This window comes from Nitrospira sp. (assembly GCA_030653545.1).
Taxonomy (GTDB): Bacteria; Nitrospirota; Nitrospiria; order Nitrospirales; family Nitrospiraceae; genus Nitrospira_D.
Window position 1 is genome coordinate 18,525 of the sequence record JAURZE010000026.1, and the last position, 15,439, is coordinate 33,963.

At 56.2% G+C, this 15,439-nt stretch carries 18 protein-coding genes and 1 tRNA gene; 13 read left to right on the forward strand and 6 right to left on the reverse strand.

The window, feature by feature from the left end; genetic code table 11:
* Nucleotides 1-5: 5 nt before the first annotated feature.
* Together Q7U39_13085 and Q7U39_13090 are read right to left on the reverse strand one after the other, a co-directional pair.
* On the reverse strand, nucleotides 6-1,052 hold the full coding sequence (locus tag Q7U39_13085; protein MDO9118885.1) for a trypsin-like peptidase domain-containing protein: 1,047 nt from the start codon (nucleotides 1,050-1,052) through the stop codon (nucleotides 6-8).
* 133 nt (nucleotides 1,053-1,185) lie between these two features.
* A complete protein-coding gene (locus Q7U39_13090) occupies nucleotides 1,186-2,457 on the reverse strand; it encodes a sigma-70 family RNA polymerase sigma factor (GenBank protein ID MDO9118886.1) in 1,272 nt (423 codons plus the stop codon).
* 448 nt (nucleotides 2,458-2,905) lie between these two features.
* Here Q7U39_13090 and Q7U39_13095 point away from each other — a divergent pair, with 448 nt between their 5' ends.
* The 9 genes from Q7U39_13095 to msrA all read left to right on the forward strand — a co-directional run bounded on the left by Q7U39_13095 (nucleotide 2,906) and on the right by msrA (nucleotide 9,249).
* The gene (locus Q7U39_13095; protein ID MDO9118887.1) at nucleotides 2,906-3,784 is read left to right on the forward strand and encodes a tRNA (adenine-N1)-methyltransferase; all 879 of its coding nucleotides are present in this window, start codon (nucleotides 2,906-2,908) and stop codon (nucleotides 3,782-3,784) included.
* Nucleotides 3,781-4,536, forward strand: coding sequence for a 3-oxoacyl-ACP reductase family protein (locus tag Q7U39_13100; protein ID MDO9118888.1), 756 nt, complete (start codon nucleotides 3,781-3,783; stop codon nucleotides 4,534-4,536). Before Q7U39_13095 ends, Q7U39_13100 begins: the two co-directional genes overlap by 4 nt.
* A gap of 35 nt (nucleotides 4,537-4,571) precedes the next feature.
* Nucleotides 4,572-5,429 (forward strand): shikimate dehydrogenase, encoded by an 858-nt coding sequence (locus Q7U39_13105; GenBank protein MDO9118889.1) that lies wholly within the window; start codon nucleotides 4,572-4,574, stop codon nucleotides 5,427-5,429.
* Nucleotides 5,426-5,932 carry a shikimate kinase gene (locus Q7U39_13110; protein ID MDO9118890.1) on the forward strand — a complete coding sequence of 169 codons (507 nt, stop codon included), beginning with the start codon at nucleotides 5,426-5,428 and terminating at the stop codon, nucleotides 5,930-5,932. Before Q7U39_13105 ends, Q7U39_13110 begins: the two co-directional genes overlap by 4 nt.
* Before the next feature lie 94 nt (nucleotides 5,933-6,026).
* Nucleotides 6,027-6,103 (forward strand) — tRNA-Arg (locus Q7U39_13115).
* 893 nt (nucleotides 6,104-6,996) lie between these two features.
* Complete coding sequence (locus tag Q7U39_13120; protein ID MDO9118891.1) at nucleotides 6,997-7,665, forward strand: OmpA family protein; 669 nt, start codon at nucleotides 6,997-6,999, stop codon at nucleotides 7,663-7,665.
* A gap of 102 nt (nucleotides 7,666-7,767) precedes the next feature.
* On the forward strand, nucleotides 7,768-8,169 hold the full coding sequence (locus Q7U39_13125) for a PilZ domain-containing protein (GenBank protein MDO9118892.1): 402 nt from the start codon (nucleotides 7,768-7,770) through the stop codon (nucleotides 8,167-8,169).
* A gap of 292 nt (nucleotides 8,170-8,461) precedes the next feature.
* Entirely contained in the window at nucleotides 8,462-8,623 is a 162-nt protein-coding gene (locus Q7U39_13130; protein ID MDO9118893.1) for a hypothetical protein, read from the forward strand.
* Nucleotides 8,624-8,706: 83 nt separating this feature from the next.
* On the forward strand, nucleotides 8,707-9,249 hold the full coding sequence (gene msrA / locus Q7U39_13135) for a peptide-methionine (S)-S-oxide reductase MsrA (protein MDO9118894.1): 543 nt from the start codon (nucleotides 8,707-8,709) through the stop codon (nucleotides 9,247-9,249).
* A 14-nt stretch (nucleotides 9,250-9,263) separates the two neighbouring features.
* Here msrA and Q7U39_13140 read toward each other — a convergent pair whose 3' ends face one another.
* Together Q7U39_13140 and ttcA are read right to left on the reverse strand one after the other, a co-directional pair.
* On the reverse strand, nucleotides 9,264-9,698 hold the full coding sequence (locus tag Q7U39_13140) for a hypothetical protein (protein ID MDO9118895.1): 435 nt from the start codon (nucleotides 9,696-9,698) through the stop codon (nucleotides 9,264-9,266).
* A 58-nt stretch (nucleotides 9,699-9,756) separates the two neighbouring features.
* Nucleotides 9,757-10,629, reverse strand: a complete 873-nt coding sequence (gene ttcA, locus Q7U39_13145; GenBank protein MDO9118896.1) for a tRNA 2-thiocytidine(32) synthetase TtcA — start codon at nucleotides 10,627-10,629, stop codon at nucleotides 9,757-9,759.
* Between the two features lie 61 nt (nucleotides 10,630-10,690).
* Here ttcA and Q7U39_13150 point away from each other — a divergent pair, with 61 nt between their 5' ends.
* From Q7U39_13150 to Q7U39_13160, 3 genes are all read left to right on the forward strand, one after another.
* Nucleotides 10,691-11,176 (forward strand): low molecular weight phosphatase family protein, encoded by a 486-nt coding sequence (locus tag Q7U39_13150; GenBank protein MDO9118897.1) that lies wholly within the window; start codon nucleotides 10,691-10,693, stop codon nucleotides 11,174-11,176.
* A gap of 178 nt (nucleotides 11,177-11,354) precedes the next feature.
* Complete coding sequence (locus tag Q7U39_13155; GenBank protein ID MDO9118898.1) at nucleotides 11,355-12,416, forward strand: putative zinc-binding metallopeptidase; 1,062 nt, start codon at nucleotides 11,355-11,357, stop codon at nucleotides 12,414-12,416.
* Nucleotides 12,413-13,435 (forward strand): ATP-grasp domain-containing protein, encoded by a 1,023-nt coding sequence (locus Q7U39_13160; GenBank protein ID MDO9118899.1) that lies wholly within the window; start codon nucleotides 12,413-12,415, stop codon nucleotides 13,433-13,435. The genes Q7U39_13155 and Q7U39_13160 overlap by 4 nt, the downstream gene beginning before the upstream one ends.
* Nucleotides 13,436-13,552: 117 nt before the next feature.
* Here Q7U39_13160 and Q7U39_13165 read toward each other — a convergent pair whose 3' ends face one another.
* Nucleotides 13,553-14,128 carry a hypothetical protein gene (locus Q7U39_13165; GenBank protein MDO9118900.1) on the reverse strand — a complete coding sequence of 192 codons (576 nt, stop codon included), beginning with the start codon at nucleotides 14,126-14,128 and terminating at the stop codon, nucleotides 13,553-13,555.
* Between the two features lie 110 nt (nucleotides 14,129-14,238).
* Here Q7U39_13165 and Q7U39_13170 point away from each other — a divergent pair, with 110 nt between their 5' ends.
* Nucleotides 14,239-14,715 (forward strand): hypothetical protein, encoded by a 477-nt coding sequence (locus Q7U39_13170; GenBank protein MDO9118901.1) that lies wholly within the window; start codon nucleotides 14,239-14,241, stop codon nucleotides 14,713-14,715.
* Between the two features lie 25 nt (nucleotides 14,716-14,740).
* Here Q7U39_13170 and Q7U39_13175 read toward each other — a convergent pair whose 3' ends face one another.
* Nucleotides 14,741-15,346 (reverse strand): 2,3-bisphosphoglycerate-dependent phosphoglycerate mutase, encoded by a 606-nt coding sequence (locus tag Q7U39_13175; protein MDO9118902.1) that lies wholly within the window; start codon nucleotides 15,344-15,346, stop codon nucleotides 14,741-14,743.
* Between the last annotated feature and the right edge of the window lie 93 nt (nucleotides 15,347-15,439).

The following is a 15,439-nucleotide window of genomic DNA, read 5'->3' on the forward strand; positions in this document are numbered from 1 at the left end:
TGTTGTCATGGCACGAATTTCTGTACCGGCGGTCGTGGCATGGTCAACGTGGTCTGGCCGGTACGCCCTTGGATTGTCATGTGGAGGGACGCCGATTCGCCTTCCTGCATCGCGCTGTGCCAGAAGTCGCCCATGTTGTAGAGCTGGCGTTGATCCAACGCTGTGATGACATCTCCGGTTTGCAAGCCTGCCGCGCCGGCAACCTTGGCCGGATCCACATTCAGAGCGAGAATCCCGCGCTCCGCCTCCAACCCGAAGCTGGCGGCGACACTCGGAGTGACCGTCACCGGCGTAAACCCGAAGTCCGGACGAGAGATGGTTCCGCGAAGCATCATCGAATGGATGTGAGGATAGACGGCTTCAATGGCAATGGCGTAACTGATCGCCTGGGCCGATGGCGCTATCGCGACATTGATGCCCACTACCTGGCCGGATAAATCCACGAGCGGGCCCCCGCTATTGCCGGGATTGATCGCCGCATCAGTCTGGATCAGATCGTACAACGTCTCACCGTTCGGAGTGAGCACCGAACGGTCCAAGGCGCTGACGACTCCTACGGTGACGGTCGATCCTCCCTTGAGGGCCAAAGGGTTCCCGATCGCGACCACGGTTTCTCCAATTTCCAAAGATGCCGAAGCGTTCAGCGTAGCCGGGACCAGATCTGTCGCATTGATTTTGACTAATGCGAGATCCAACAAGAAGTCTCGCGCGGCCACGCGCCCCGGTGTCAACCGTCCGGTCGGTAATCCCACGACGAGACTTGTGACCCCTTCCACCAGATGATTGTTCGTCAGGATGTAGCCGGTTGAATCGAGCACAATGCCTGAGCCGGAACCTGACTGTGTTCCATGGAGGGATGGAGCCGAGGGCATACCACGTGTCAAAATCGTCACGACGGAGGGGCGGACCTTGGCTACGACGGACGGCACCGATAAGGGTTTGTCGTCAGCGATCGCGTGATTGTTCCACGCGAAGGTCCCAAGGAACGCGATCACGAGGATCATCACCGCCTGTGGCAACAGAGACCTGATAGTTGGTTGGGGCTGCTTCATCGGTGTCCTTCAAACAAGCCGGAGACGAGGATCCAACGTGGGTCGTATTCTCTCATACCTGAGTTGGAGGGGGAAAGAAGGAACAGGCGCACGAGTTCTCTATCTCGTGCGCCTGGTAATTGGGAGGATAGGGCTACTTGATTGCCGCAAACAGCTCTTTGATTTCCGGAGTCTTGAGCTTCTTCAGGGCTTTGGCCTCGATTTGCCGGATTCGTTCACGCGTCACCGACAGGTTCTGGCCGACTTGCTCAAGGGTGCAGGGCTCATCGTGCCCGATTCCGAACCTGAGCCGGATCACGGTCTGTTCTCTCGGCGTCAAAGTGCCCAGGATTCGATCCAGTTGCTGCGTCATCTCGGTACGATGCACATGGGCATCAGGCGGTGGTACTTGGTGATCAGGAATCATCTCCCCGAACTCCGTATCACCGTCCCCGACTGGGCGTTCGAGTGCGACTGGTTCCTGAAACGCCTGCACGGTTTCATGCAACCGCTCCGGTCTCATCCGCAGCACGTTGGCAATTTCTTCTAGCTTAGCCGGACGACCGAACTGTTGCCCGAGTCGGCGCGTAACCCGGAGAATCCTACTGGAAGCCTCGGTCTGGTGGACCGGGATACGGATTGTCCGTGATTGATCAGCCAGGGCTCGCGTGATGCCTTGACGGATCCACCAGGTTGCATAGGTACTGAACTTAAAGCCTTTCCGGTGCTGATACCGTTCGGCCGCCTTCATCAAGCCGATATTCCCTTCCTGCACCAGATCGAGCAGGGTTAGCCCGCGATGGGTGTAATGTTTCGCGACATCTACCACCAGGCGGAGATTGCAACGTACCATCTCGTCTTTTCCTCGCTCCAAAACGAGCCGGGCGGCCCGAATTTCATCGAGCAAGGCCTTGAGTTGTTTCGTGATCGTGGCCGCCGGTTTCATCTCCCGGATCGCAGGTTTCAGAATATTCAGTATGGCCTGCTCGACTTTATCGAGCGCGGTGGCGGAAAACCCGCTGAGCCCGCGTGCGAGTTGAAGGGACTTTGTCGATTCCAGCAGAATGGGAGTGCGCTTCGCGCGCGCCATGACTTTCAGCGTCTCTCGCAAAGCTACCCGGATACGGCGCGAACCTTCGTCCAGCCGCTTGGCCAAGGTAATTTCTTCCTCTCGTGTCAGGAGCGCCCGCTCCCCGAATGAGCGAAAGTAGAGTGACTCCAGGAGAAAGGGGCTCGCGCCGGAACTTGTTTTGAGCGTGGCGGCGTCCAAGTCTTTCCCGTCCTTCTCAGTCGGCTCAGCCTCCACTTCCGCCTCCCGTCCGATCGCTTCCATGGCATCGCTGGCGTCGGAATCGTCGGTGTCGACATCGGCTGTCGCGGTCTGGTCGTCTATGCTTTCTGTTGTCCGCAGGTCTTCATGTTCCATCGCGTCACCTCTTGTCTCCTGGTTTCGCATCTGTTCACTCCTGTTAGAGTTATCTTGAATCAATAAGATTCACCGATATTTCTGCCACTCTATAGTCCTTCTACGAAGCAAGAGTGATGCTGGATTGAACATGAGAAGCCCGACGCGCAATCCCGAAGATATTGCAGCAAGATTAGGGGGGGTTAATGAGAGAAACTGAACCGAAGTGTGATGCGAATGCGGCAACTATGTAGGAATTGCACTGCGTCCCAACCGATCTGCCTCACCCGTTCTCTCTCCGACCATCTTCGCTGGTCGATGCGGGTCGTCGCGCTCACTGAAAACCGCGAATCGTTTTGGGATTGACGCTGAGAGAGGTGCGCACTTCATGGAATAGAGGGGAGAATGATTACGGCGCTCCCTATCATCGGTTGCAAAGGGGAGAACGAACCCCCTAGAATGCCGCCCCATGTCACAACTTCTATCAGGCGAACGCATCCATCTCGTCGACAAGAAAGGGCGGCAGTACGCGCTGACGCTCAAGGCCGGGGAGACGTATCAATTCAGCGGGCAAAAGATTCCTCACGACGAGATGATCGGCCGTCCCGATGGGACGGTGGTGACTTTGTCGGGGGGCAAGAAGATGCTGGCGTTACGTCCGACCTTCGGTGACTATGTCTTGAAAATGCCGCGTGGCGCCCAGGTGCTGTATCCCAAGGATCTGGCACTCATTCCAATGTGGGCGGATGTGTATCCTGGCGCGCGGGTCTTCGAAGCCGGGACCGGTTCCGGTGCGTTGACCATGGCGCTGTTGCGTCTCGTAGGGCCGCAAGGCCTTGTTGTCACGTATGACTTGAGGGAAGACTTTGCGAAAACAGCGTTGACTAATATCAATCGTTATCTAGGGCCGACGCCGAATCTTGTGTCTTTGAGAAAGAGCGCTTACGAGGGGATTGATTTACTGGACGATGGGGTCCCGTTTGATCGCGTTGTACTCGATTTGCCGGAGCCCTGGCAGGTGGTCCCGCACGCGGCCAAAGCCTTGCGGTCAGGCGGCATCTATTTGAGTTTTGTACCGACGGTTCCGCAAGTCGTTCAAACCGTTGAAGCGCTTGAGCGGGCAAAGGTGTTTGGCATGGTGGAGACCTTCGAATCCCTCATCCGTACCTGGTCGGTGTTGGGGCGAAGCGTTCGTCCCGATCATCGGATGGTGGCCCATTCGGGTTTTATCACGGTGGCGAGGAAGGTCGAGCCGGGTCTGCTGGGAATCGGTCGCGAGCCGGAACTTGCGGAGGCGTTTCTCTCAGAATCCCTCGGGGCCAGCGAGACAGAAGGGGCAGCGTCATGAAACGGTTGGAGGGAAAAGTTGCGTTAATCACGGGCGGGAATGCCGGCATTGGGGAGTCCGTCGCCAAGCGGTTCGCCGAGGAGGGTGCGGCTGTTGTGATCACGGGCCGACGCCAGGCCGAACTCGATCGGGTAGTCCGTGAGATCTCAGCGCACGGTGGCAAGGTGCTCGCTGTCGTCGGGTCGGTCACGGATGACGGTCATGTGCGGGCGGTGGTTCAGCAGGCATTAGCGTCGTTTCGAAAAATTGATGTGTTGGTGAACAACGCCGGTGTCGGAGATTTTGGAAAACGCCTTCATGAGATGGATGATGCGGCCTGGGCGAATGTGTTGGATGTGAATTTGACCGGCGTGTTCCGGATGACCCGGGCGGTGATTCCGGAAATGCTTAAGCAGGCCGGCGGAGCCATCGTCAATATTTCATCGGTTGCCAGCCTGGTCGGCATCCCACTCTTGTCCGCCTATGCGGCTTCCAAAGGAGCGCTCGACGCGCTGACTCGATCGATCGCGATTGATTACGCAACGGATGGGATTCGGTGCAATGTGGTGAACCCGGGCTTGATTGATACGCCAATGGCCGCTCCGTTGATGGCCAATCCCGATCAGCTTGGATCGATCTTGTCGCACTATCCGATCCGCCGCCCCGGCAAACCAGAAGAAGTGGCGAACATGGTCCTGTATCTTGCGTCGGACGAATCGGCCTGGGTCACCGGCGGGACGTTTCGCATTGATGGCGGAATGACCGTGTGGTGAACAGTCCCGTTGGCCTCAGAGTACAGGTGAGCTGAATGATGGAGATTGATGCACACACAGGGTTCTGCGGGGTTATCGGGAATCCCGTCGAACATTCGCTTTCTCCCGCCATCCACAACGCGGCGTTTCAACAGCTCCGGCTGAATCTGGTGTACCTCGCGTTTCGAGTCGAGGCGATCGGTGAAGCGATCAGGGGGCTCCGTGCGTTGGGTGGATTTCGGGGCGCCAGCGTCACGATCCCTCATAAAGTTTCGTCGATTCCGTTTCTCGACGAGGTTGACCCCACCGCCGGGCACATCGGCGCCATCAATACGATCGTGGTAAAGCAGGGCGCGCTGATTGGGTACAACACCGATGCCATCGGTGCATTGCGTGCGCTTCGTGGAGGGGCGGGGCCTCTCGCCGGAAAACGCGTCGTGATGGTGGGATCGGGAGGAGCAGCCAGGGCGATTGCCTTTGCGCTTGCCGGTGAGTCGGGACTTGCGGGACTAACGTTGCTCGGCGTGGACGCGAATGAGCGGTCGCGATTGGCGGCGGATATTCGATCGAAGACGTCGCTTTCAGTGGAGGAGGCTCATCTCGACGAAGCCGTGCTGGCGAAGACTCTTCCCGCTTCGCACATCCTGGTCCATTGTACTCCGATCGGCATGTCCCCAAAAACTGAAGGGACTTGCGTGCCGGCACCGCTCTTACACGCCGGCTTGGCCGTCATGGATATTGTCTACAATCCGCGCGAGACGCAATTGCTCAAGGATGCCCGGCAGGCAGGATGCGTCACGATTCCCGGGTTGGAAATGTTTCTGCATCAAGCTGCCGCGCAATTTGAGCTGTGGACGGATCAGCCCGCTCCGGCGGATACCATGCGAGCCGTGCTGGAGTCTCGCTTTCGATGAACATCGTACTGATCGGATATCGCGGGACGGGGAAAAGTACGGTTGGGAAAGTACTGGCTGCGAGGCTCGTGTTGCCGCTGGTCTCGACGGATGCGGAAATTGTTCGTCGGGCGGGGCGATCAGTTCCGGAGATAGTTGCGCAGCATGGGTGGGAGCATTTTCGTGATCTTGAGTCGACGGTTTGTCGGGACTTTTCCGTACAAGATGGACTGATTATCGACACAGGCGGAGGGGCGATTCTTCGTCAGGAGAACGTGGCTTGTTTGAAGAAGAACGGCACGCTGTTTTGGCTGACTGCTTCGATCGCAACGATCGCGTCGCGCATCGGGCGTGATACTCAGCGCCCATCACTGACGGGCACCAAATCATTCGTCGAGGAGATTGAGGAAGTCCTGGCGGTGCGAACGCCCAAGTATCGCGAGGCCGCCGACCATATTGTGCCTACCGATGGATGCACCATCAATCAAATCGTCGAGACGATTCTTTCTTCCATCCAGCGGTAGATCGAGTATGCCGCTAAGTTTCGTGCTGGTGTATGGGGTGGGGGTCCAGCCATCCTTGACATTTCTGCCACAGAAGTGATTGAAGTGTCGTTGTGCGCCCGTAGCTCAGTTGGATAGAGCGCCGGGCTTCGAACCCGTAGGTCGCAGGTTCAATTCCTGCCGGGCGCACCACTCGCATCGAGGGACTGACTGCTAAGTGATTGACAAGTAAGAAGTGTATTCTGCCAGGCGTTTTTAATTCCCTATTAGCTCACACGCCCTATCTCCCGCCAACGGGGAATAGTATTCAGATAGCCCTTGCCCTAAAATAAAAATAGTTCTGGCGGGGGTGTTCCATGGGTGGTTATTGCCGAAAAGAGAGACATGGAAGAAAGCGGTCTGGTAAGCTTCTAACATCAGCTCGGTGGCGATGGACGCGTTCCTGCCCTTGCTGTGGTCGGATCCTCCAGAAAGAAGAGCCCATGGGTGCCTGGTACTGCACATGTGGATGGCAGTGTGGGTAAATAGATTGGGAGGGAGCGATGATGATCCCCGGATTGCATGAAGTAAAGGCAGGTTTTCTTCTTGCCGTGGGGCTTGCGATGCTGGCGTTAATCTGCGCTGTTGCCGGATTGGGGACGGTTATGCGACCGGCCCGGTGGTCGGACCGTAAGGTTTCACGCTAGTTAAGGCGTCGTCGTGTAACTCGGTATCTCGTCCGCTCCGTGCTCTCTTATAACGTCGGGGTGCCCTCTCTTCGGTTGGCTGCAGTTCTCAAGCATCAGCGTTTCCCCCAATAATTTAATGGCTTGCGGCTGCTAAGCGTCAGTCCCTCCAAGGTTTTCCGAGTTAGAGTTTTCTGGCCCCTGCAATCCCCGATCAACTCTATCGCTAAATACCCAAGAGCGGCCCCCTCTCGGGGAAGACAATTCTGAACCTGGTGCTATAGTTGATCTAACGATTTGTACTGATCGTCTTCACGCAGGGACGCCGAGGCCTCTTGCAGAATTCTGAGATTCACACGCAATCGAAAAGAGGCTCTGACGATCGCATCACGATAGGAATTATTAACTGAGGAGAATTGTATGACGGGAAGAACTGCTTCTATGGCCAGTGTGGTTATGCTGGGTGTAGTCATGATTGTGAGTCAGGGTTGCGGGATGAAATGGCTTCAGTCCGACGGAGAGGTCTCGTCAGCACAGTCTGACAAGTCAAAAAACTGGAATGGAGAAGGCGTCAATCCCAATTTCCCTGGCATGGCCCGTGGGGGGGCTTCAGGCGAACTCAGAGGGTTTTCTCAGAATCCCGATGAAGAGCGATTGGCTCAAAGCGGCTATCGAGCTTCGCTGAATCCTTCCGATGTCGCCGTAAGGCGGCGCGCCGAATTGACGAAGGAAGAGAAGGCCGCCATTGAAGCAGGACTCCAGGACGTATTTTTTGGTTACGATCAGTGGACCGTATCCGATGCCGCTATGGAAGCGCTGAATCGCGATGCAAGCTGGTTGAAGGATCATCCTGGTGCCGTCCTGAAAATTGAAGGCCATTGCGACGAGCGAGGAACGACCGATTACAACATGGTTCTTGGCGACAAGCGGGCGAAGGCAGCAAAGACATACCTTCATGAAGCCGGAATCAGTCCCAAGCAGGTCGCTATTGTATCATTCGGTAAAGAGCAGCCGTTTTGCTTTGACCATGCCGAGTCATGCTACCAGCAAAATCGCCGTGGACACATGTTGCTTCAGGTGAAGCAGTAGAAGGTCAGAGTTCATTTCATCGCGAGGCGTCCTTCGCAAGATCATGATGAGGGATGCCTCGCTTAAGAATTGTTTGGTTAAACCGCCACGCAGCTTGCCGATATGCCAATTTCAGCGCTGAATAAAATGGCCTCGCTACTCAAGCCTGAGAAGAAGTCGACGGAGACCATCTTCTCGAGTCCTGATGAGCGTCGGAATCAACCTCGCTTTACCACGCAGTTTCGCAGCACCTTCTCAGGCGGCCCAAACGAAGGGAATGGACGAACGCTCGATCTGTCTATCGGAGGGTGCAAGATCGAAAGCGGAACGGTTGTCGGCCAAGGGGATAAGTTTGAATGTCGTCTCCATATTCCAGACCTCGATTGGCCAATTATGATCGATGAAGCAATCGTTCGCTGGGTTGAGGGGAAGACATTTGGGCTGGCTTTCACACGTATCAGGTCGGGAGAGCAAGATAAGATCACTGCCATTATCAGCAAGATTGAGCAGGAGCAGCAGGCCTGACCGCTCCCCATCGTCGCCCATCCGCTTCGACGATCATACGTGCCGGATTCTCTTCCTTCCCCTAGCTACATCTCCAGGCGTGACAACTCTCGGCTGAACCATTGTCGTCAAGGGGCGGTCACTACTTGGCTTGGAGTACCAGCTCGCGCACATTATGAGGGGGACTACCGATTGACATGCTCCCTCTCGCTGTAACAAAGTACCGCCACTAGACAGGATGAAACGGAGAGTCCCTTCGTGGCCCTCGTTCTCAGCCTTTTCATTTTTGCAGGGGAACCGAAAGGAGTGTGGAGTGGAGCAACGGTATGCGATTACAGTCAAGTTCTTGGTCAACGCTGATTCGGCTGAAGATGCTGAGGAAATGATAGAAACTGCCTGTGAAAAGGCGACTGCCGCATTTCCAGAAATGAGCTATGAGGGGATCGAGGATATTGAAGAGGAAGAAGACGACTAATATGCCGGAAAGCCTGACGCCATGAAGGCACGCGGTCGATTTGGAAACGGACAACTGGGGCACGGTGGGAGGATGGCTGCGCGATGAGCACCGGAAGCGAAGTCATCACTCTGGCGGGCGGGTGCTTCTGGTGTCTGGAGGCGGTCTATGACCAAATCAAGGGCGTCCTTTCGGTTGAATCCGGGTATATCGGAGGCGCCCTTGAGAATCCTTCGTACGAAGCGGTATGCGGTGGAAGGACAGGCCATGCCGAAGCGGTGCGGGTCACCTATGATCCCTCGCTGATTTCGTGTCGGGAGTTGATCGAGATCTTTTTCTCGATCCATGACCCCACGACGCTGAATCGCCAGGGCAACGACGAAGGCACGCAGTATCGTTCCGCCATTTTCTACCATTCACCCGAGCAGCGGCAGGTAGCTGAGGCGGTCAAGGCCGCGGTCACAGCCCAAGGGTTGTATCCTAACCCGGTCGTTACTGAGATTGTTGCGGCGACAACGTGGTATGAGGCTGAACGACATCACCAGGAATACTTCGCCAGGAATCCGCTTCAAGGGTACTGTCAGTTTGTGGTCAGTCCAAAGGTGGCCAAGTTTCGGAAACAGTTTGTGTCAAAGCTGAAGCTCTGACCGGAGTCCCGCCGTCACTTCCCAATAATCCACGACAGCCCTCGTTTCGGCGCATCCCATGGATCAGGCTTCTGAAAAATCTGATGAGTGCTCAAGAGTACTCGGGTATGGGGTGGGCAGAACGGCCATTCAGAAGCAGGATTTCCTTGTACGGTACCGAGCATGGCATCTTCTTCCCGCTCATCATGCAATTCGAGAATGATGAGGGGGGTGTTGGGGTCGAGTAGGCAGGTATCCCCTATCGGCGTCCCTACCGCCATTCCGGATACAGCCACCTGCACCTGCTGCTGACCTTGAGAGAAAATGGTGTCCCCCGTGCGCAGCGGGCCTGGCGGGGCGAGGGAGTACAAGATTAAAGGAGCGGCAAGGATGACGAGGACGGCCAGTCCTATCGACCAGAGTGGCGGATCGGATCGAACGTCATCATCAGAATCACGTAAGTCACCCATTTCTCGACTACACCTGAGGTGATGTGGTTTCCTGTCGAGCGTCAATTCCTTTGCGGCGCTACTGCGGTGGATGTGACTCAGCATCCAACCAGGCATCGCCTTCGCCAGCATTGTCGTGTGCCGTGCGAAGCGTTTGAAAATCAAATAGACGTTGATCCATGAGCAGCGCCGGTGCGACGTTGGCGATCGCCGCCGCAATGCTGTCCGAGCAGCCGGGCGATCGTGTTTCCCACTGACGGAGCAAGGCCTTTACGTCTTTTCGCTTCAGATCCTCTTGAGATCCGCATAGATCACAGGGGATGATCGGAAATCTCCGGAGTTCCGCGTATCGGGCCAGGTCTACTTCCTTCACAAAGGCGAGCGGTCGGATGACAAGATGTCGCCCGTCTTTTGAACGGAGTTTTGGTGGCATGGCCTTGAGCTTGCCCGTGTACAGGAGATTCAGAAACAATGTTTCATTGATATCATCGCGGTGGTGGCCGAGTGCGATCTTGGTGGCGCCCAAATCAGAGGCAATGCGATAGAGATGCCCGCGCCTGAGCCGAGAACAGAGGGAGCACGTGGTCTGGCCCTCAGGGATCAGACGCTTCACGATGGAGTAGGTGTCGCGCGTTTCAATGTGAAATGGAATGCCCCGGTTCGTCAGGTAGTCCGGCAGAATGTGCGCGGGGAAGCCAGGCTGTTTTTGGTCTAAGTTGACGGCCACGAGATCAAAGTGAACGGGTGCACGCTGTTGCAGAAGGAGCAGGATATCGAGTAAGCCATAACTATCCTTCCCGCCTGACAGGCAGACCATGATCTTATCCCCGTCTTCAATCAGCCGATAGTCGGCGATGGCTTGGCCGACCAGGCGACAGAGCCGGGTCCGGAGTTTTTCAGTTTCCTCGTCTAACTTTCCGAGGGTCGTTGGAGGGCCTGGTGATGAAGGCATGGGAGCGATTGTACCTGCTCAATTATCCGGCTGTCGATGATGGAGCAACGGTAAGACGATCATGACCGACAATAAAGTGAAGTCGATTCTCTTTGTTTGCACAGGCAACATTTTTCGGAGCCTGGCAGCAGAGTATGCGCTCAAGCAGTATCGTGGTTCGCAAGGCTTGTATTGCGTCGGGTCTGCCGGGATCGAGGCCAAGCCACAATCGATCCATCCCATCGTGCGTGCCAGACTCCTGGAGCATGGCGCTGATCCTGCCGGGCATATGCAACGCAAGCTGACGCAACCCTTACTGGATGAGGCGGACTGTGTCGTGGCAATGGGGCGCGACCATCAAGAAGCGGTGCAACGATTGTTTGGACGATCGATCCCGCTCTTCAGTCAACTGTGTTTTGCTCGCGACGAACCGGTCCTTGATCTGCACGAGGCGCTTCCCAACTGGGAAGAAGATCCCGAGGTGGCGCAGGCCTATGTCGTATCGGTTGTGGATCACATTTGCGATGCAATCCCTTACTTCGCGGCACGATTGCCACATCTTCTGTAACTTTCGACACAACGCTCTCACTCCTCGGTTCATTCTTGTACGCTCAATGACAAATTATTCCGCTCTTTTGTCATGCGCAAGCGTGGTCATGCCCAGTGGCCGACGAAATCCACTTCGAATGCTATAGTTTCTCAAGCAGCATAAGTTTTCTGTCGAGAATGTATGAAGCGGTTGCACGATGCATCGATCAGCACTTGAGATCGCCAAACACCCTGCACATGACTTGATTGATCCGGAGTGGGTCGGGTGGTCTGACGACCAGTTGTTGGATCTGCCGATGGGCCGGCTCAATGTGGAAATTAAAGGCGGCTTTCTGGAAGGCCCAATTGCTGAATTGGACCGTGAGTTGGAATCGCGGCACTTGCGATTCCGTCCGCACTATTGGCTGTCGAATGAGTGGTTCACGCCGGATGGTATCCCGGGCATTGCGATTCCGTTCTATCTGGCGCATCCCCGGCTGGCCAAGCTGGAGTTGACGCAGATGCTGGAAGTGGAAGGCGGGACGCCTGATTGGTGTCTGCGGATTCTCCGGCACGAAGCCGGACACGCGATTGAAAATGCGTATCGCATCCGCCGCCGCCGCACGCGGCAAGCCATCTTCGGCAAATCGTCCCAGGCCTATCCCAAATATTATAGCCCCAGACCCTACAGCCGGAGTTTTGTCCGGCATCTCGATGTGTGGTACGCCCAGAGTCATCCGGACGAAGACTTCGCCGAGACGTTTGCCGTCTGGCTGACGCCGGATTCCACCTGGCATGACCGGTATCGCGGGTGGCCGGTGCTGAAGAAACTGAAATATGTCGATGCGTTGATGCATGAGTTGGCCGAGGTCGAGCCGACCGTCGTGACGACTGAAGAGATCGATCCGCTCCCCAGCCTCAAGAAGACGCTACGTGAACATTATGAGCAAAAGCGCGCGCGTTATGGCGTGGAACATTCCCTCCTCTATGACCCCGACCTCAAACGGCTGTTTTCGGATGGGTCGGCGCAACCGGGCAAACCAAGCGCCGCGACCTTTCTCAACCGGTTTCGACGGGAAGTGCGCCGGAAGGTTGCCAGTTGGACCGGAGAGTACCAGTACACCATCGACCAGGTGTTGGAGGACATGATTCAACGATGTCGCCAATTGGACCTTCGCTTGTCGGTGGCAGAAGAGCAGGCCAAGCTGGATTTTACCATTCTGCTGACGGTGCATACGATGAATTATTTGCGTAGCGGCCGGCATCGGGTGGCCCTATGAGGCGACTGCGTATCCTCGTGCTGATGCATGAAGATCTGGTGCCGCCAGACGAGCTGAACGGCCACGATCTGAGCAAGGTCGGATGGAAGACCGAATACGATGTCGTGTCAACGCTCAGGAAATTGGGCCACGAGGTGCACCCGCTCGGAGTGAAGAGCGATTTAGGGGTGATCAGGACGGCGATCGAAGCATGGCGTCCGCACATCGCTTTCAATCTGCTGGAAGAATTCGACGGGATATCGGTGTATGACCAGAATGTCGTGTCATACCTCGAGTTGCTGCATATGCCCTATACCGGCTGCAATCCGCGCGGGCTCATGTTGGCGCGCGACAAAGCGCTGACGAAAAAGGTTCTTTCCTATCACCGGATTCCCTATCCCGACTTCATGGTCGTGCCCCAAGGCCGGAGCGCCAAGCGACCCAAAGATCTAACGTTCCCGCTCATCGTTAAGTCCATCAGCGAGGAAGCGTCGTTAGGCATCTCTCAAGCGTCGATTGTGGAAGATGATGAGAAGCTCAAAGAGCGGGTGGCCTTCATCCATCAAAGCGTCGGGACCGGTGCTCTGGTGGAACGGTATATCGAGGGGCGAGAGTTCTACGTCGGGATTATGGGCAATGGTCACATTCAGGTGTTGCCCGTGTGGGAACTGGTCATGGACAAACTCCCTGAGGATGCCAGGCGCATTGCCACTCAGCGGGTGAAGTGGAGCCGAAAGTATCAAGATAAGTACGGCATCACATCGGAGGAAGCCAGAAATCTTCCGGCCGGCAAGGCCGAGGAGATCCAACACATGGCCAAGCGGGTCTATCGAGCGCTCGGTCTCAGCGGATATGCGCGAATCGATGTTCGGATGGATGCGGAGGGGAAAGTCTATGTGCTGGAGGCCAATCCCAATCCGCAAATCGCGCATGAGGAGGACTTTGCCGATTCCGCCGAGAAAGCCGACTATAGCTACAAAGATCTACTCCAGGAACTGCTGAATGTCGGCTTGCGCTGGCAGCCGGCCAAAGCCGCTTAATCTCCCGCAAGCAATTTTCTCTAGATCTTGAGATGGAAATCAGCCGGCACTTGGGCCGAATGGCACTTGCTGCCAGTTGGGCTACTGGCATGCCCAGGGAGAGCGTCGGCAGCGTGTCTACGGTCCCCAACGGAAGCCGAACATCAGACTGATACTGGTTCGGTCTTTCTCCGGCAGGGACGGCTGGAGATTGATGTCGTGGAGATTCACCATCAGCGTTGAGGACAACGCGATGTTGTGAATGACTTGATATTCCAAAGAGAGGCCGATGGGAATGTACCAACTGGTGTCGTTTCGATTGATTTGAGAAGGCCCGGTGCCGCGGTCCAGGTCGGCATGGATGAGACCGATGCCAGTGAAGGGGACCAGGTTGAACCCGTTATTCAGTCGGAGGTGGTATTTCCCGACTCCTGCAAACGCAATCTGAAAGAGATTGCCCGTGGGACTGATCTGCATCATCGGTCCGAAGGAAAAGTTCCGATCGGCGTAATAGTCGACATTGAACCCGAGGGCGAAGACGGTTCCATTGACCGTGCCGGTCGTCAGTCCGAGGTCTGAGCCGAATCCCCAGCGGTTCTCATCGGCACGGACTGGCCCGGGGAAGAGACTGCTCCATATCAGAATGACCAGTGCGAATGCTCCGATAAAGTGGAGCGGACGGGTGCTCGGTGTGAAGACATCTTGTGAACGCATGTCGGGAATCTAGCATAGCGTTTTGACTCGAACAAGGCGCTTGAGAGTCGAGTCGCAGGTGCAGTACCCTGCAAGGCGCTCATCGACCTGCGAAGTGGAGATCCGTTACCATGACACCGAAAGATGCTGCTGTCGGCCTATTCGCGGCCCTTCCGAAACCTATCTCGGTCGATCAGATCCAGGAATACGGGATCGAGGTTACCGAGTCTCAGGCCCGCCATCTCGCGAGGGAAATCCTGTCGCTGAATCTGTATTGGATTCTTGCGGCGGTCGATGCCCATATTCTGCAGAAGTATCGGGCGTTGATCGGCGGGCTCTTGCTCGAATCGGTCACCGCTCAATGGTCGTCAGATACATTCGGCCTGGAGCGTTGGGACGGATATCGGCAGGAGCTCGACGAGCGGCGGGAGCATTATGCGCGGCTGATGGACGACCGGTTGAACCCGATGGGGCTCAGCGCGGAAGCCGCCACGCTGTTGGAAGACCAGGGCGTGGTGTCGTCCGACGACCGGCAGAAGCTGCTGGTGCTCTTGATCGACTACGCACCGGTCGATCAGTATGCGGAACTCCTCGACGACGTCACGTAAGTTCCTGCCGACGAGTGCCGTCCCTCTACAAATATCGGTGAGACACCACCTTCCCGTTCTTGTCGAGTTCGTACAGGAGCGGAGCGCCGGTGGGGATGTTGAGTTCCAACACTTGTTCCTTCGTAAGCTGTTCCAATTCCATGACCAATGCGCGCAGGCTGTTGCCATGTGCGGCGATCAGAATCGTTTCGTCCTTCAGGACGTAGGGCTTGATCTTGCTTTCATAGTAGGGAAGCACCCGCTCGGCCGTATCCTTCAAGCTCTCTCCCCCCGGCGGACGCACATCAAAACTCCGACGCCAAATTTTGACCTGGTCGTCGCCATACTTCTTCGCCGTCTCGGCCTTGTTCAGCCCCTGTAGCTCTCCGTACATCCGCTCGTTCAGCGCTTTATCTTTCTCGATCGGGATATTCGTTTGCCCGATGCCCTCAAGCGCCAGACGCAAGGTTTCATTTGCGCGGGCCAGTACAGAAGTAAACGCCCGGTTGAAAGAGAAGCCGCGCAGCTTATCGCCGGCATTCTTGGCTTCTTGGATGCCGCGCGGGGAAAGCGGGACATCGACCCAGCCGGTGAACCGGTTCTCCAGATTCCATTGCGATTCACCGTGACGCAGCAAGACCAAGCGGGCCATAGTCGTCTCCTTTTCTCGGGAAGCCAAGTACCTGTCAGCAAGAATACTGGATCGGGCGGTCAAGTCAAGCCGTTGCTTTCATCCGGAACCGGC

Coding starts and splice junctions, on each gene's coding strand:
- Q7U39_13160 (MDO9118899.1), top strand. CDS start 12,413: ATGAGGCGACTGCGTATCCTCGTGCTGATGCATGAAGATCTGGTGCCG.
- Q7U39_13125 (MDO9118892.1), top strand. CDS start 7,768: ATGCCAATTTCAGCGCTGAATAAAATGGCCTCGCTACTCAAGCCTGAG.
- Q7U39_13150 (MDO9118897.1), top strand. CDS start 10,691: ATGACCGACAATAAAGTGAAGTCGATTCTCTTTGTTTGCACAGGCAAC.
- ttcA (MDO9118896.1), bottom strand. CDS start 10,629: ATGCCTTCATCACCAGGCCCTCCAACGACCCTCGGAAAGTTAGACGAG.
- Q7U39_13155 (MDO9118898.1), top strand. CDS start 11,355: ATGCATCGATCAGCACTTGAGATCGCCAAACACCCTGCACATGACTTG.
- Q7U39_13110 (MDO9118890.1), top strand. CDS start 5,426: ATGAACATCGTACTGATCGGATATCGCGGGACGGGGAAAAGTACGGTT.
- msrA (MDO9118894.1), top strand. CDS start 8,707: ATGAGCACCGGAAGCGAAGTCATCACTCTGGCGGGCGGGTGCTTCTGG.
- Q7U39_13120 (MDO9118891.1), top strand. CDS start 6,997: ATGACGGGAAGAACTGCTTCTATGGCCAGTGTGGTTATGCTGGGTGTA.
- Q7U39_13170 (MDO9118901.1), top strand. CDS start 14,239: ATGACACCGAAAGATGCTGCTGTCGGCCTATTCGCGGCCCTTCCGAAA.
- Q7U39_13095 (MDO9118887.1), top strand. CDS start 2,906: ATGTCACAACTTCTATCAGGCGAACGCATCCATCTCGTCGACAAGAAA.
- Q7U39_13090 (MDO9118886.1), bottom strand. CDS start 2,457: ATGGAACATGAAGACCTGCGGACAACAGAAAGCATAGACGACCAGACC.
- Q7U39_13100 (MDO9118888.1), top strand. CDS start 3,781: ATGAAACGGTTGGAGGGAAAAGTTGCGTTAATCACGGGCGGGAATGCC.
- Q7U39_13085 (MDO9118885.1), bottom strand. CDS start 1,052: ATGAAGCAGCCCCAACCAACTATCAGGTCTCTGTTGCCACAGGCGGTG.
- Q7U39_13165 (MDO9118900.1), bottom strand. CDS start 14,128: ATGCGTTCACAAGATGTCTTCACACCGAGCACCCGTCCGCTCCACTTT.
- Q7U39_13105 (MDO9118889.1), top strand. CDS start 4,572: ATGATGGAGATTGATGCACACACAGGGTTCTGCGGGGTTATCGGGAAT.
- Q7U39_13175 (MDO9118902.1), bottom strand. CDS start 15,346: ATGGCCCGCTTGGTCTTGCTGCGTCACGGTGAATCGCAATGGAATCTG.
- Q7U39_13140 (MDO9118895.1), bottom strand. CDS start 9,698: ATGGGTGACTTACGTGATTCTGATGATGACGTTCGATCCGATCCGCCA.